Here is a 13,696-nt window from a genome sequence, read left to right as displayed (position 1 = left end):
TGACGTGGTGAGCGTGCAGAGCGAGACGGCCCCCGATACCGCGGCACCTGGCGGGCTGGATCGGTGGCGTGAGCTGCGCGCGCTGCAGCAACCGGCCTGGCCGGATCAGGAGGCGCTTCGGGCCGTCACGAGCGAGCTCGCCACGCAGCCCCCGCTGGTGTTCGCGGGCGAGGCCGACAACCTGCGTGAGCGGTTGGCGGCGGCGTCCCGCGGCGAGGCGTTCCTGTTGCAGGGCGGCGACTGCGCGGAGACGTTCGCGGAGATCACAGCCGACAACATCCGCGACAAGATCAAGACGATCCTGCAGATGGCGGTCGTGCTGACCTACGGCGCCTCGATCCCCATCATCAAGATGGGCCGGATGGCGGGACAGTTCGCGAAGCCGCGCAGCTCCGACGTCGAGACCCGCGATGGCGTGACGCTGCCGGCTTACCGCGGCGACATCATCAACTCGTTCGAGTTCACGGCGGAGTCCCGGATCCCCGATCCGCAACGGCTGCTCGCGGCATACCGGAGCTCGGCCACGTCGCTCAACCTCATCCGCGCGTTCACGCAGGGCGGGTTCGCCGACCTGCGGCGCGTGCATGAGTGGAATCGAGGTTTCCTCGACAACCCCGCGTATGCGGCCTACGACGCGTTCGCGGGCGAGATCGACCGGGCGATCCGGTTCATGCAGGCCGCCGGCGCCGACTTCGATGCCCTGAGGACGGTCGACTTCTACTCCTCGCACGAGGGGTTGTTGCTCGACTACGAGCGGCCGCTCACCCGGATCGACTCGCGCACCGGTCTCGCCTACGACTGCTCCGCTCACTTCCTGTGGATCGGGGAGCGCACGCGCCAGCTCGACGGCGCGCACGTGGACTTCTTCTCTCGCGTGCGGAACCCGCTCGGAGTCAAGCTGGGTCCGACGAGTACGGTCGCGGATGCGGTCGCTCTGATCGATCGGCTCAACCCCGACGGCGAACCGGGGCGACTCACGTTCATCACCCGGATGGGTGCCGGCAAGGTCCGCGACCTGTTGCCGGCGCTGGTGGAGGGCGTCGCCGCTGACGGACGCCCGGTCACGTGGGTGTGCGACCCGATGCACGGCAACGGCATCACCTCGGGCAACGGGTACAAGACCCGGCGGTTCACCGACGTCATAGACGAGGTCCGCGGTTTCTTCGAGGTACACCGCAGCCTCGGCACGGTCCCGGGTGGTCTGCACGTCGAGCTGACGGGCGACGACGTCACCGAGGTGCTCGGGGGCAGCGAGGAGATCGACGACGTCGGGCTGACGCGGCGCTACACCACCCTGGTCGACCCCCGCCTCAATCACCAGCAGTCGCTGGAGATGGCGTTCCTGGTCGCGGAGATGCTGCGGGACTCCTGACGTGACTGCAGCGCGCTCGCCGGAGCCTCACATACCGGCGCACGGTCACGCCTTGCCGCCGGGCCAGCACCGGGTGGCTGAGCCCCCGGTGATGCACTACGGCCGGATTCCCGAGCGGGAGCGTGCCCGGTGGCGTGTCACGATCGGAGGCGCGACCGCGAGCGGAGACGAGCGCACCTTCAGCCTTGACGAGGTCGCGGAGCTGCCGCCGGTGGAGCAGCTGTGCGACATGCACTGCGCGACCCGGTGGACCGCCCAGGGGATCGCGTGGGGCGGGGTACGGGCGCGGGATCTCGTGGAGCTCGCGCCGCCGGCGCCGGAGGTCAGCGACACCCTGGTGTTCGCCGAGTTCGGGTACGCGGCGAACGTGCCGTTGGCCGACATGCTCTCCAGCGACGCGCTGCTGGTCACGCACCGCGACGGTCAGCCGCTGACCCCCGAGCGCGGCGCACCGCTGCGGCTGGTGATCCCGCACCTGTACACGTGGAAGGGGCCCAAGTGGCTCCGGGGCTGGAACTACCTGCTCCCCGAGAACCCTGACCGTGGGTTCTGGGAACAGCGTGGCTACCACGCTCGCGGCGACGCATGGCGCGAGGAGCGCTACGCGCGCCGGAGCTGAATGCCCCTCACACCACCGTCAGCACGATGACTGTGCCACGCGGCTGCCAGGAGTCGGCCTCCACCGACTGCTCACGCACGGTGCCGAACAGCCCGCCGAGCACGTTCTCCCGCTCAGGCACGAATCCGAGTGCCTCCAGCTCGGCGGCGGCGTCGGCGTACTGCATCCCGAACAGGTTCGGGACCTGGAACAGCTCGGGTCCCTTGGACGTCACGAGCGGCACGAGGTCGCCACGGTACGCCTCCCCGACGACCTCCTGGCTGATGATGTGACCCTCCGGCACGTCGTCGGAGAAGGCTTCGTCGCCGAACTGCGGCTCGGCGCCGGCATCGAGGATGTCTTGCTCCGCCTCGTCGGCAGGGAGCCCGACGACGTCCGGCACCGTGATCGGCTCGCGCCCCTGGGAGACCAGCACCGTGATGTCGACGCCGTGGTCGACCGTGCTGCCGGCGCTGGGCTCGGTCTCGATCACCGTGCCCTCGGGCACATCCTGGTGCCAGTCCCGCTCGATGTGAATGGTTCCGTCGAGCCCGGCCGCCGCCAGCTGCTGCTGCGCGTCCGCCTCGGTGGCGCCCGCGACGTCGGGGATGCTGATGCGCAGCACGCCCTGGGAGACCACCACCTCGACCTGGCCGTTCTTCTCGATCCGGTCTCCGGGTGCGGGGTCGGTGCTGATCACGTGACCGACCGGCACGGAGTCGGAGTGCTCGGCGGTGGTGGTCGGGTCGAGTCCCGCTTCCTCGAGCGTGGACAGGGCCGTGGCCTCGGCGCGGCCGACGACGTCGGGCATGGTCGTGTAGGCGCCGGGCCCGATCGTGAGGTACCACCACGCGCCGCTGCCGGCGGCGGCGAGCACGAACAGCACCACGAGGACGACCGCGAAGGCGCGGCGACGCCGGGTCCGCTTGCGCCGGTTGTTCTCCAGCGGCTGCTCGTCGGGTTCGGTGACTGCGCCGATCGGGAGCGCGACAGTGCCGCCGGGCGGCGTGGGAACAGCGGCCGTGTGGCCCTCGCGCTCGACATCGTCGGTGGCCTCGTTCGCGATCTCGGCGATCTCCGCTTGGCGGGGGTCCACGTCGGCTCGGAGCGCGAGCACCTGTTCGTCGAACTCGGCCCGCATCGTGCGCAGAGCGGCGAGCGCTGCGTCGGCTGAGCGAGGCCGCTGGTCAGGGTCATGGGCGGTGAGCGAGGCGACGTACTCATCGACCTCGAAGGGCAGCCAGTCGACGTCATCGGATGGGGGTGGCACCCGCTCGTGGACGTGCTTGTACGCGATCTGGATCGGGGTCTCGCCCTCGAACGGCTGGTGGCCGGTGAGCATCTCGTAGAGCATCACGCCGGCCGCGTAGACGTCGGCGCGGGCATCCGCAGCGCCGGAGGTGACGATCTCGGGGGAGAGGTAGGCCACCGTGCCGAGCAGCGCACCGGTGGAGGACATCGTGGCCTCGGTGACCGCGCGTGCGAGGCCGAAGTCGGCGACCTTGACCGCTCCGCTGCGCGCGATCAGGACGTTCTCAGGCTTGACATCGCGGTGGACCAGGCCTGCACGATGTGCGGCGGCAAGGGCGTCGAGGACCGACTCCATGACGTCGAGCGCCTCACCCAGCGACAGCGCACCGCGTGAGGACAGGCGACGACGCAACGTCACGCCGTCGACGTACTCCATGGTGAGGTAGGACGTCTCACCCTCGGTGCCTTGATCGAACACCCCGACCACGCCCGGGTGCGAGAGTCGCGCAGCGGCACGTGCCTCACGCCGGAAGCGGGCGACCACGTCGCTGCCGTCGGCCAGATGCGGGTGCATCATCTTGAGCGCGACCTTGCGGTCGAGCCGGCGGTCCTGCGCGAGATAGACGGTGGCCATGCCTCCCCGAGCGATGCGGGAGATGACCTCGTAGCGGCCGTCGACGATCGTGCCGAGCACGGGATCGGTCACGGTGGCGGCCACGATCGCAGTGTAAGAGCGACGAGCCGATCTACGCCGGTTCAGGCATAGCGTGTCATCAGGGTCTGCACATTGGCCACGTAGCGGCGGGTGTCGGAGAACATCCCGTTGCGGTTGACCGAGGCGAGGCCCTGGTAGTAGCCGGCGATCGCCGTCGGGAGATCCGGGGCGGTGCGCACGAGGTACCGCAGGATCGCCACGCCGGCCACCGCGTTGTCGTGCGGGTCGAGCAGATCGAGGTCGCGGCCGACCATGTCGGAGGCCCATTCGCCCGAGGTGGGGATCACCTGCATCGCCCCGATCGCGTTGGCGGGCGAGACTGCCGCCGGGTCGAAGCCCGACTCCTGCTGCGCGACCGCCAGCGCGAGCGCGGGGTCCACGCCCATCTGCTGCGCCGTGGTGCGGATGATGTCCTGCATCGCGGTGCGGCTCGGCAGGTTGGCCGACAACAGCTCCTGCTTGTTCTGGTTCGCTGCCGAGACCGTGGACTCGGGGTAGGTGTAGTGCAGGAAGGTGTTGGGCACGAGCTGGCCCTGCACCTTGAGGACCTGACCTGGGTGGATCACGGTCGAGCTGAGCGAGTTGAGCGAGGTGATCGCGCTGACCGTGGTGTTGTGCTTGGCAGCGATCCCGGACAGCGTGTCTCCGGCCGCGACCGTGTAGGAGCTGGTCGAGCTGCTCGAGGAGGAGCTGGAGGAGCTCGAGGAGGAGCTTGATGACGAGCTCGACGAGCTCGAGGAGCTCGACGACGAGCCGGGGATCGTGAGCACCTGACCGATGCGGATGAGTGCGCGCGAGTTGAGGTCGTTGGCCGACACGATGGCCGCGACCGTGGTGTCGTGCCGGGCGGCGATGGCGGACACCGTGTCACCCGAGCGCACCGTGTACGTCGCGCCGTTACTCGAGGAGCTCGAGCTGCCGGAGGACGAGCTGGAGGAACTAGAGCTGCCCGACGACGAGCTGGATCCGCTGACCTTGAGCACCTGACCGGGGTGGATCACGGTCGAGCTGAGGTTGTTGAGCGACATCAACCGGGAAACTGTCGTGTCGTGCTGGGCAGCGATGCCCGAGAGTGTGTCTCCCGAGACGACCTTGTAGGACGAGGTTCCGGACGCCGTCGAGCTGGAGGACGAGGAGGAACCCGTGGAGCTGGACGCCGAGCCGGCGCCGCTGGGGATCGTGAGGACCTGGCCGACGTAGATCATCGCGCGCGCATTGAGATCGTTGGCCGACACGATCGCGGAGATCGTGGTGCCGTAGCGGGCAGCGATCGCCGACACCGTCTCGCCGCTACGCACGGTGTGGGTGCGCTCGTTGTTGGACGGCTGCATCGGGATCGGCCCCGTGTGCTCGCTCGGTCGGTGGCCGGGCGCGGCAGCGGCGTCGGCTGTGGCGGGAGCGACCACGCCGGCGAGACCGACGGCCGTGACGGCGCCGATGGCGGTCAGGCCGGTGGCTACCTGGACGGGTGTGCGAGTGCGGCGGAGGGCCATGCGAGCTCCCGGTCTCGTGGGTGTGACACCAGTGTCGTGTGCGACAGATGTGACATATGTGCAGTTAGTGACGATAACAGAGTGGTCGCTCGGTTGTCGCGGGTTGGCCCTACGCTCGCTCCTATGCGTGAGACGACTCCGGCCACCGATGCCTCCGACGGCCTCGAGCACATCGCGTGGGCGAGCATCCCGGAGGTGGCAGAGGCGCTCGGCCTGCGTGACCGGGACGTCCGCAGCTTGATCGCCGATCGGTCGATCGTCGCGGTGCGGCGGGGTGGCCGGGCGCCGGTGATCCCCTCGGCCTTCGTGGTCGAGGATCCCGAGGGCGGCACGGCCGTCGTGCCCGGCCTGCGCGGGAGCGTCATCCAGCTCACGGATGCCGGCTTCAGCGACGAGGAGATCGTGTCCTGGCTGTTCCGCGCCAACGACGAGCTCGGCAGCACCCCGATCCAGGCGTTGACCGACCTGCGCACGCACGCGGTCCGTCGGTCCGCGCAGTCGCTCGCCTTCTGAGTCGCGTCCCGATCAGGCGTTACGCACGATCGCGGCGTCGGCGATCGCCGCGACATGGGCCTGCTGCTGCTGGCCGAGACCGGTCGCGGCGAGGGCGTCCAAACCGGTGCGATACCGCTCGGCGATCAGGTCCTCGACAGCGTCGAGGGCACCACACTCGGTGAGGATCGCGCGGATCTGAGTCACGTCGTCGAGCGTGAGGTCGGGATTCCCGACGGCGGTGCGCAGCATCGCCCGGTCAGCCGGGTTCGCGAGTGTCATGGCGAGAGTGACCAGCACAGTCCGCTTGCCCTCGCGGAGATCGTCACCTGCCGGCTTCCCAGTGGTGGACGGGTCCCCGAAGACGCCGAGGACGTCGTCGCGGAGCTGGAACGCCTCGCCGATCGGCAGCCCGACGGCGCGCAGCCGGGCGAGCGCATCGTCACCCGCACCCGCCATCGCGGCGCCGATGACCAAGGTGTGCTCCACGCTGTAGCGGGCGGACTTGGAGCGGTTGTCACGGCGAGCCCGGTCGAGGTCGACGGCGGGATCCTCCGACCATGGTGCGGACTGCGCGTAGATGTCGAGGAACTGGCCGACCGTGACCTCGGCCATCATCTCCTCGACGAGGCGACGCCCCCTGGACCCGGGCTCCACACCCACGAGGCCGAGCGCACCGTCAAGCTCGGCCTGGGCAGCCACGAGCAGCAGATCACCCAGGAGCACTGCGCCCGCCTCGCCGAACCGGGTGGCGCCGCCCACGAGCCCGATCTCGTCGTGGTGGTGCGCGAACTGCCGGTGGGCCGACGGGCGGCCGCGGCGTGTCAGAGAACCGTCCATGAGGTCGTCATGGACGAGCGCCGCCACCTGGAAGAGCTCCAGCCCACTCCCGAGCCGGACCTCGGCGGCGGCCAGCGGCTCACCTCCGAGGCTCCGCCAACCGGCGGAGGCGAACGAGGCGCGCAGGCGCTTGCCGTGCGCCAGCAGATCCGCACCGACGTCGAAGAAGGCGGCGACCTCGTGGCCGACAGCGGCGAACGAGCCGGCCAGGCGGCGCCATGAGCCGAGCACCTCGGCGGTCACCGCCGGGCGTAGTTCCGCGACCGCCTGCTGCACGATCGCCACACTACCCGTGCCGGGAGACACGCCCGACCTTGTCCACAGGTGCAGCCTGATGCACCGGTATCCACAGCACCCCCTCGCGGACCGAGCGGGCGCACCACCGGCCGCGGTGGACTCAGGCGATGGACATCGAACCCGTCACGCTCAAGCTCGACCGCGCCGAGGACCTCCTCGCTTACCTGCCGTACCGATTCGGATACGTGCCGACGCAGTCCCTCGCCATGCTCACCGTGATCGAGCCCGCCCCGGGCGAGGTCGCCGTCGGTATGGCCTCCCGGCTCGATCTCGCCGACCTGGCGACCCCCACGGTGCTGCCGCAGGCCGTCGCGGGAATTCGCGCCCAGATGCTGCAGGATCCCACCGTTGGTGCTCTGACGGTCGTCTACGCCGACGAGCCGATCGCGGACATCCGCGCCGGACAGGGTGTCGCGGGCGGGGTGCTGGAGGAGTGGCTGGCACAGATGCCGTTCACCGACCGTCGCGAAGCGTTCATCGTGACGCCGACCGGGTACGCCTGCCTCGAGTGCGCCCACGTGCCGCACTGCCCCTACGAGGGGTACCCACTGTCTCGGCTCACCGAGAGTGCCGTCGCCGCGCGGATGGTGCTGGAGGGCGAGTCTCTGGCGCCCAGTCGCGAGGCGCTCGGGTGCCCCCGCGACGTCGACGCCGAGCGGCTCGCTGCGGCGATCCGCGCCGCGGACCGGGAACGCCGGGCCATGCGCAAGCGTCCCGGCGACCAGCAGCAGCGCTGGCGGCGGCGGATTCTCGATCTGTTCGGCGTCGCGCTGGCGGAGGCGATGACCCAGCGCCGCTGGCTGCCTGATCCGGCGGTCCTCGGACGCCTCGGGGCAGCGATGGCCGATCCCCACCTGCGCGACGCGGTCGTGGCATGGACGGTGAGCGGGGAGCGTGGCCGGCCCGGATCCGACGACGTGCTCGCCAATTTCGGCGGCATGGTGACGGGTGAGGTGGCTCTGCCCGATGGTCGCCACCGGCAGGCGGCCCGACTGGTGCTCACGGAGATCGTCAGGCACGCCGGGCCGCGGCGTGCTGGGTACCCGCTGGCGATGCTCGGATGGCTCGCCTGGTGGTCCGGCGAGGGGGCCCGAGCGGATGTGCTGGTGCACCAGTGCCTGTCGGAGGACCCGGGCTGCTCGCTGGGCAGCCTGCTGGTCGACGTGCTGCATGCCGGAGTGCGGCCGGGCTGGGTGGGCGGGCGCTCATGCGTGACCCCGAGCACGTTCTGACGCGCTACCCTCGGCGCAGACGCCACCCGAGCGCGGATGGAGGTGCGTGGTGCCGGTCGTTGCAGGGTTCGTCCCCACACCAGAGGGCAGAGCCGCCCTCGAATCAGGCATCGAGGAGGCGACCCGCCGGGAGACGACGCTCGTCGTCGTCGTGCACGCCACCCGAGGCTCCGACGCCGAGACGATCGAGGCCGCGGTCGAGGAGGCGCGACAGACGCTCGAGACCAGCGACGTGGCGCACGAGGTGCGACACGTGGAGCGCGGCAACGACGTCGCGGATGACCTGGTGCAGATCGCCGAGGACCTGTCGGCGGACCTGATCGTGATCGGGCTTCGGCGCCGGAGCCCGGTCGGCAAGCTCATCCTGGGCTCGAACGCCCAGCGCATCCTGCTCGACGCCACCTGCCCGGTCCTCGCCGTGAAGCCCGTGCGTCCCGCATGAGTGAGGTGTTGACCACTCCGCTGCATGCGGAGCACATCGCCGCGGGCGCCACCCTGACCAGCTTCGCGGGCTGGCAGATGCCGCTTCGGTATGCGGGGGACCTGGCCGAGCACCACGCGGTGCGGCAGCAGGCGGGCCTGTTCGACCTGTCCCACATGGCGCAGATCGAGGTCACCGGACCGGACGCCGGTGCTGCCCTCGACGGCGCGCTCGTGAGTATTCCCTCGCAGATGGCGGATGGTCGAGCTCGCTACACCGTGATCGTCGCCGAGGATGGCGGCATCCTCGACGACCTCATCGTGTACCGGCTCGAGGCCGAGGACTACCTCGTCATCGCGAATGCCGCCAATCGGCTGACCGTGCTCGATGAGCTGACACGCCGCAGCGAGGGTCGGCAGTGCGCCGTGGTGGACCGGACGCCGCACCGGGCACTGATCGCCGTCCAGGGGCCCCGTTCTGCGGAGATCCTTGAGCCACTGGTCGATGTGGACCTCGGTGCGCTCCGGTACTACGCGAGTGTCCGCGGCACGATCGACGGGGTGCCCGCGCTCGTCGCCCGCACCGGCTATACCGGTGAGGACGGCTTCGAGCTGGCGGTCCCCGCCGAGGGTGCTGTCGGGTTGTGGCGGCTGTTGCTGGAGGCCGGCGCGCCGGTCGGGCTCGTCCCGGCGGGGCTCGCCTGTCGCGACACTCTCCGCCTCGAGGCGGGGATGCCGCTGTACGGCCAGGAGCTCACCCGGGCCACGACGCCGTACGAGGTCGGGCTTGGTCGCGTGGTCAAGCTCGACCGCGCCTTCGTGGGTCGCGACGCGCTCGCGGCGCGGTCGGAGAATCCCACGGGCACTCATCTGATCGGGTTGGCCGGGTCGGGCCGCCGTGCTGCCCGTGCCGGTTCGATCGTGCTCGACGGCGAGGGCACCGAGATCGGGACCGTCACCTCGGGCGTGCTCTCTCCGACGCTCGGACACCCGATCGCCATGGCGCACGTGAACGCACCGACCATCCTTGGCGAGGCGCTCGACGTCGACGTGCGCGGGACTCGGCAGCCGATGACCGTGACCGAACTACCCTTCTACCGACGCCCGGCGTGACGCCGAGGCCAGCACCCAGGACCGACGGAGCGCGAGCTGAGATGAGCATCCCCACCGACCGCCAGTACACCGCCGAGCACGAGTGGGTGGTGCTCGCCGACGGGACCGCCACCGTGGGCGTCACCGCTTTCGCGACCGACTCCCTGGGCGACGTCGTCTACCTGGACCTTCCCGCCGTCGGCAGCGAGGTCGTGGCCGGGCAGCCGTGCGGCGAGATCGAGTCCACCAAGTCGGTGAGTGATCTGTACTCACCCGTGACCGGGACCGTGGCGAGCCTCAACGAGGCTGCGGTCGACGCCCCTGAGGTGGTCAACAGCGACCCGTATGGTGATGGTTGGCTGTTCAGCGTCACGGTCGAGGCGGAGGGGCCGCTGCTCGACGCCGAGGCCTACACCGCCCTCACCCAGGGCTGAGGGATGGCGGGGGAGTTCGTCCACCGGCACATCGGCGTCGGCGAGACCGACCGCGAACAGATGCTCGGGGCGCTTGGCTACCCGGGCGTCGAGGAGCTGGTGCTGTCCGCGATCCCGGCTGGCATCGTGACGGAGCAGGCATCCCTCCCGGCTGCCGAGAACGAGACCGAGGTGCTGGCCGAGCTGCGCGAGATCGCGGGGCGGAACACGGTCCGCACCTCGATGATCGGACAGGGCTACTACGACACGGTGACACCCTCGGTCATCCAGCGGAACGTGCTGGAGAACCCGGCCTGGTACACCGCGTACACGCCCTACCAGCCCGAGATCTCGCAGGGTCGGCTGGAGGCGCTGCTGAACTTCCAGACGATGGTGATCGACCTGACCGGCACCGCCGTGGCCGGTTCGTCGATGCTCGACGAGGGCACCGCCGTCGCCGAGGCGATGCTGCTGGCGCACCGCGTGCACAAGCGGGGGAGCCGATTCCTGGTCGACTCCGACAGCCTGACCGCGACCAAGGCGGTGCTCGAGACGCGGGCCGCACCGGTCGGACTGGAGCTCGGCGAGCTCGATATCGACGGCGCCCTTCCCGACCTTGACGGGGTCTTCGGCATCCTGCTCTCGTACCCGGGCGCTTCGGGCGCGATCCACTCCCGGGAGAGCTACGAGCGGTGGGTCGCAGCCGCGCACGAGGCGGGTGCGATCGTCGTCGTCGCGGCCGACCTGCTATCCCTGACCTTGCTGGAGGCGCCGGGCGAGTGGGGTGCCGACGTGGTCGCCGGCACCACGCAACGATTCGGGGTGCCGATGGGGTTCGGCGGTCCGCACGCGGGGTACCTCGCTGTGCGCGAGGGGCTGCAGCGGCAGCTTCCTGGACGACTGGTCGGGGTCTCGAAGGACGCGTCGGGTGCCCAGGCGCTGCGGCTGGCGCTGCAGACGCGCGAGCAGCACATCCGCCGTGAGAAGGCGACGTCGAACATCTGCACCGCACAGGTGCTGCTCGCGGTGATGGCGTCGATGTACGCGGTCTACCACGGTCCCGAGGGGCTGCGGGCGATCGCCGAGAGGGTGCATCTGCGGGCCAGGGAACTTGCCGCGGGACTGATCCAGAGTGGGTATGAGCTGGCGACGCCGGCGTTCTTCGACACGGTGACGCTGCGGGCCGCACCTGAGGTGGCCGACGCGCTCGTCGATGGCGCGCTTGCCCAGAACATCACGCTGTGGCGCGCCGCCCCGGACCAGGTGAGCATCGCCTGCGACGAGCTCACGACACCCGAGACCGTGGCGACGTTGCTCGCGGTGGCGAGCGACGCCGTCGGCGGTGCCGAGGAGCGGGGATCGGCGATCCCGTCGCCGATTGCGGACCTGAGGTTGGCACGGACCACCGACTACCTCACCCACCCGGTGTTCCACGCGCACCGTTCCGAGACGCAGATGATGCGGTACCTGCGGCGACTCTCGGACGCCGACTATGCACTCGATCGCGGGATGATCCCGCTGGGCTCGTGCACGATGAAGCTCAACGCCGCCACGGAGATGGCGGCGGTCACCTGGCCTGAGCTGTCGCGGATCCACCCGTTCGCGCCGGCGCAGGACGTGGCGGGCTATCTCGGGCTGATCGAGCAGCTGCAGGGCTGGCTCGCCGAGCTGACGGGCTACGCCGCGGTGAGCGTGCAGCCCAACGCCGGGTCGCAGGGCGAGCTCGCGGGACTGCTCGCGATCCGGGAGTACCACCGAGCACGCGGCGATCTGGACCGCGACGTCTGCCTGGTGCCGGCGTCCGCGCACGGGACCAACGCGGCCTCGGCGGTGCTCGCGGGGCTGCGGGTCGCGGTGGTCGCGACCGCGCCGAGCGGCGACATCGACCTCGACGACCTGCGCACGGTCCTCGCCGCCCACGAGGGCAAGGTCGCCGCGATCATGGTGACCTACCCCTCGACCCACGGTGTCTACGAGAACGGCATCGGCGAGCTGTGCGACCTCGTGCACGCGGCCGGCGGTCAGGTCTACATCGACGGCGCCAACCTCAACGCCCTGGTCGGCGTGGCCGGTCCTGGTGCCTTCGGCGGCGACGTCTCGCACCTCAATCTGCACAAGACCTTCTGCATCCCGCACGGTGGCGGCGGTCCGGGGGTCGGTCCTGTCGCCGTGGCGGAGCACTTGGTGCCGTACCTGCCCGGCCACCCGCTCACGCCTGGTGGGGGACGTGCCGAAGGTGCGGTCAGCGCGGCCCCGTACGGATCGCCGTCGATCCTCCCGATCAGCTGGGCGTACATCCGGCTGATGGGCAGCGCAGGTCTGCGGTCCGCGACCGCGCACGCGGTGCTGGCCGCGAACTACGTGGCGAGCCGACTCGAGGACGCCTATCCGGTGCTGTACCGCGGCAACCACGGTCTGGTGGCCCACGAGTGCATCCTCGACCTGCGGCCGCTCACGGCACAGTCCGGGATCACGGTCGACGACGTCGCCAAGCGGCTGATCGACTACGGGTTCCACGCGCCGACGATGAGTTTCCCGGTGCCGGGCACGCTGATGGTCGAGCCGACGGAGTCCGAGGACCTCGGTGAGCTCGACCGGTTCGTCGCGGCGATGCTCGCGATCCGGGAGGAGGCCGCTGCGGTGGCGGCGGGGGAGTGGCCTCGTGAGGACAACCCCCTGGTCAACGCACCGCACACAGCCGCGAGTCTGGTCGAGGAATGGGACCACCCCTACCCGCGCAAGGTGGCCGTCTACCCTCTGGAAGGCATGGAGCTGGGCAAGTACTGGCCGCCGGTGCGGCGCGTGGACGGAGCGTTCGGAGACCGTCATCTGGTGTGCTCGTGCCCGCCCGTCGAGGCATATGCCTGAGGGCGTGGAACAAAGGACGGGGGAGGTCGCGTTTATAATGGTGACTGCCCGCAACCTCCGAGTTGCCAGCCCGCCGGCGATGCCTCAACGCCAGCGCTTCCGGGACGCTCGTCCCGGCGTCGATATCGTCGTGCCCGCCGTGAAGAAGAAGGTTTCCCATCGCCATGCCTGACGACGCCACCGTCGTGACCGAGACCGCACCGAAGAAGACCACGCGCAGCCGCTCAACCGGCAGCGCGAAGACCACCGCCGCGAAGAAGCCGGCGGCCAAGACGGCTGCCTCGAAGAGCTCAGCCGCCAAGAAGCCCACCCGCACCAAGGCGAGCACCGCCAAGGCCAGCCGGGCGACCAAGGCCAAGGATGACGCCGAGGAGCCCGACGAGGCCGACGTCGAGGTCACGGAGACCGACGAGGAGTCGGAGGGGACGTCCGAGACCAAGGCCAAGGGCAAGGGTGACGACGAGCCGGAGTCCGCAGGCTTCGTCTACTCGGACTCCGACGACGACGACGCCCCCGCACAGCAGGTCGTGACGGCCGGCGCCACCGCCGACCCGGTCAAGGACTACCTCAAGCAGATCGGTAAGGTCGCGCTGCTGAACGCCGAGCAGGAGGT

General features: G+C 70.2%; 12 protein-coding genes. 9 read left to right on the top strand and 3 right to left on the bottom strand.

What is annotated here, in order from left to right; all coding sequences use genetic code 11:
- Nucleotides 1-7 precede the first annotated feature (7 nt).
- Both ACOJSN_RS18245 and ACOJSN_RS18240 read left to right on the top strand, forming a co-directional pair.
- Complete coding sequence (locus ACOJSN_RS18245) at nucleotides 8-1,372, top strand: class II 3-deoxy-7-phosphoheptulonate synthase (RefSeq protein ID WP_420113915.1); 1,365 nt, start codon at nucleotides 8-10, stop codon at nucleotides 1,370-1,372.
- A gap of 73 nt (nucleotides 1,373-1,445) precedes the next feature.
- Nucleotides 1,446-1,991 (top strand): molybdopterin-dependent oxidoreductase, encoded by a 546-nt coding sequence (locus ACOJSN_RS18240; protein ID WP_420113914.1) that lies wholly within the window; start codon nucleotides 1,446-1,448, stop codon nucleotides 1,989-1,991.
- 7 nt (nucleotides 1,992-1,998) lie between these two features.
- On the opposite strand, the gene pknB is transcribed toward ACOJSN_RS18240, so the two are convergent.
- Together pknB and ACOJSN_RS18230 are read right to left on the bottom strand one after the other, a co-directional pair.
- Complete coding sequence (pknB, locus tag ACOJSN_RS18235) at nucleotides 1,999-3,939, bottom strand: Stk1 family PASTA domain-containing Ser/Thr kinase (protein ID WP_420113913.1); 1,941 nt, start codon at nucleotides 3,937-3,939, stop codon at nucleotides 1,999-2,001.
- 38 nt (nucleotides 3,940-3,977) lie between these two features.
- Nucleotides 3,978-5,429, bottom strand: a complete 1,452-nt coding sequence (locus ACOJSN_RS18230; RefSeq protein WP_420113912.1) for a LysM peptidoglycan-binding domain-containing protein — start codon at nucleotides 5,427-5,429, stop codon at nucleotides 3,978-3,980.
- A gap of 123 nt (nucleotides 5,430-5,552) precedes the next feature.
- Here ACOJSN_RS18230 and ACOJSN_RS18225 point away from each other — a divergent pair, with 123 nt between their 5' ends.
- Nucleotides 5,553-5,942, top strand: a complete 390-nt coding sequence (locus ACOJSN_RS18225; RefSeq protein ID WP_420113911.1) for an Rv2175c family DNA-binding protein — start codon at nucleotides 5,553-5,555, stop codon at nucleotides 5,940-5,942.
- A 12-nt stretch (nucleotides 5,943-5,954) separates the two neighbouring features.
- On the opposite strand, the gene ACOJSN_RS18220 is transcribed toward ACOJSN_RS18225, so the two are convergent.
- Nucleotides 5,955-7,037: a polyprenyl synthetase family protein gene (locus ACOJSN_RS18220; protein WP_420113910.1), complete on the bottom strand. Its 1,083-nt coding sequence runs from the start codon at nucleotides 7,035-7,037 to the stop codon at nucleotides 5,955-5,957.
- 128 nt (nucleotides 7,038-7,165) lie between these two features.
- Between ACOJSN_RS18220 and ACOJSN_RS18215 the strand changes: the two genes are divergently transcribed.
- From ACOJSN_RS18215 to ACOJSN_RS18190, 6 genes are all read left to right on the top strand, one after another.
- A complete protein-coding gene (locus tag ACOJSN_RS18215) occupies nucleotides 7,166-8,290 on the top strand; it encodes a DUF4192 domain-containing protein (RefSeq protein WP_420113909.1) in 1,125 nt (374 codons plus the stop codon).
- Between the two features lie 49 nt (nucleotides 8,291-8,339).
- Nucleotides 8,340-8,732: a universal stress protein gene (locus tag ACOJSN_RS18210; protein WP_420113908.1), complete on the top strand. Its 393-nt coding sequence runs from the start codon at nucleotides 8,340-8,342 to the stop codon at nucleotides 8,730-8,732.
- Nucleotides 8,729-9,823 carry a glycine cleavage system aminomethyltransferase GcvT gene (gene gcvT, locus ACOJSN_RS18205; RefSeq protein WP_420113907.1) on the top strand — a complete coding sequence of 365 codons (1,095 nt, stop codon included), beginning with the start codon at nucleotides 8,729-8,731 and terminating at the stop codon, nucleotides 9,821-9,823. Before ACOJSN_RS18210 ends, gcvT begins: the two co-directional genes overlap by 4 nt.
- A 41-nt stretch (nucleotides 9,824-9,864) precedes the next feature.
- Entirely contained in the window at nucleotides 9,865-10,236 is a 372-nt protein-coding gene (gene gcvH, locus ACOJSN_RS18200) for a glycine cleavage system protein GcvH (RefSeq protein ID WP_420113906.1), read from the top strand.
- Nucleotides 10,237-10,239: 3 nt separating this feature from the next.
- A complete protein-coding gene (gcvP, locus tag ACOJSN_RS18195; protein WP_420113905.1) occupies nucleotides 10,240-13,083 on the top strand; it encodes an aminomethyl-transferring glycine dehydrogenase in 2,844 nt (947 codons plus the stop codon).
- Nucleotides 13,084-13,247: 164 nt separating this feature from the next.
- The coding region (locus ACOJSN_RS18190) for a sigma-70 factor domain-containing protein (RefSeq protein WP_420113904.1) at nucleotides 13,248-13,696 on the top strand (449 nt) is incomplete at its 3' end.

This window comes from Pseudactinotalea sp. (assembly GCF_048594945.1).
Lineage (GTDB): Bacteria > Actinomycetota > Actinomycetes > Actinomycetales > Beutenbergiaceae > Pseudactinotalea.
This window is presented reverse-complemented; position numbering and strand designations above follow the sequence as displayed.

Excerpts from the sequence above, each read along its gene's own strand:
- ACOJSN_RS18225 (WP_420113911.1), top strand. The coding sequence starts at position 5,553 with ATGCGTGAGACGACTCCGGCCACCGATGCCTCCGACGGCCTCGAGCAC.
- ACOJSN_RS18215 (WP_420113909.1), top strand. The coding sequence starts at position 7,166 with ATGGACATCGAACCCGTCACGCTCAAGCTCGACCGCGCCGAGGACCTC.
- ACOJSN_RS18230 (WP_420113912.1), bottom strand. The coding sequence starts at position 5,429 with ATGGCCCTCCGCCGCACTCGCACACCCGTCCAGGTAGCCACCGGCCTG.
- gcvT (WP_420113907.1), top strand. The coding sequence starts at position 8,729 with ATGAGTGAGGTGTTGACCACTCCGCTGCATGCGGAGCACATCGCCGCG.
- gcvP (WP_420113905.1), top strand. The coding sequence starts at position 10,240 with ATGGCGGGGGAGTTCGTCCACCGGCACATCGGCGTCGGCGAGACCGAC.
- gcvH (WP_420113906.1), top strand. The coding sequence starts at position 9,865 with ATGAGCATCCCCACCGACCGCCAGTACACCGCCGAGCACGAGTGGGTG.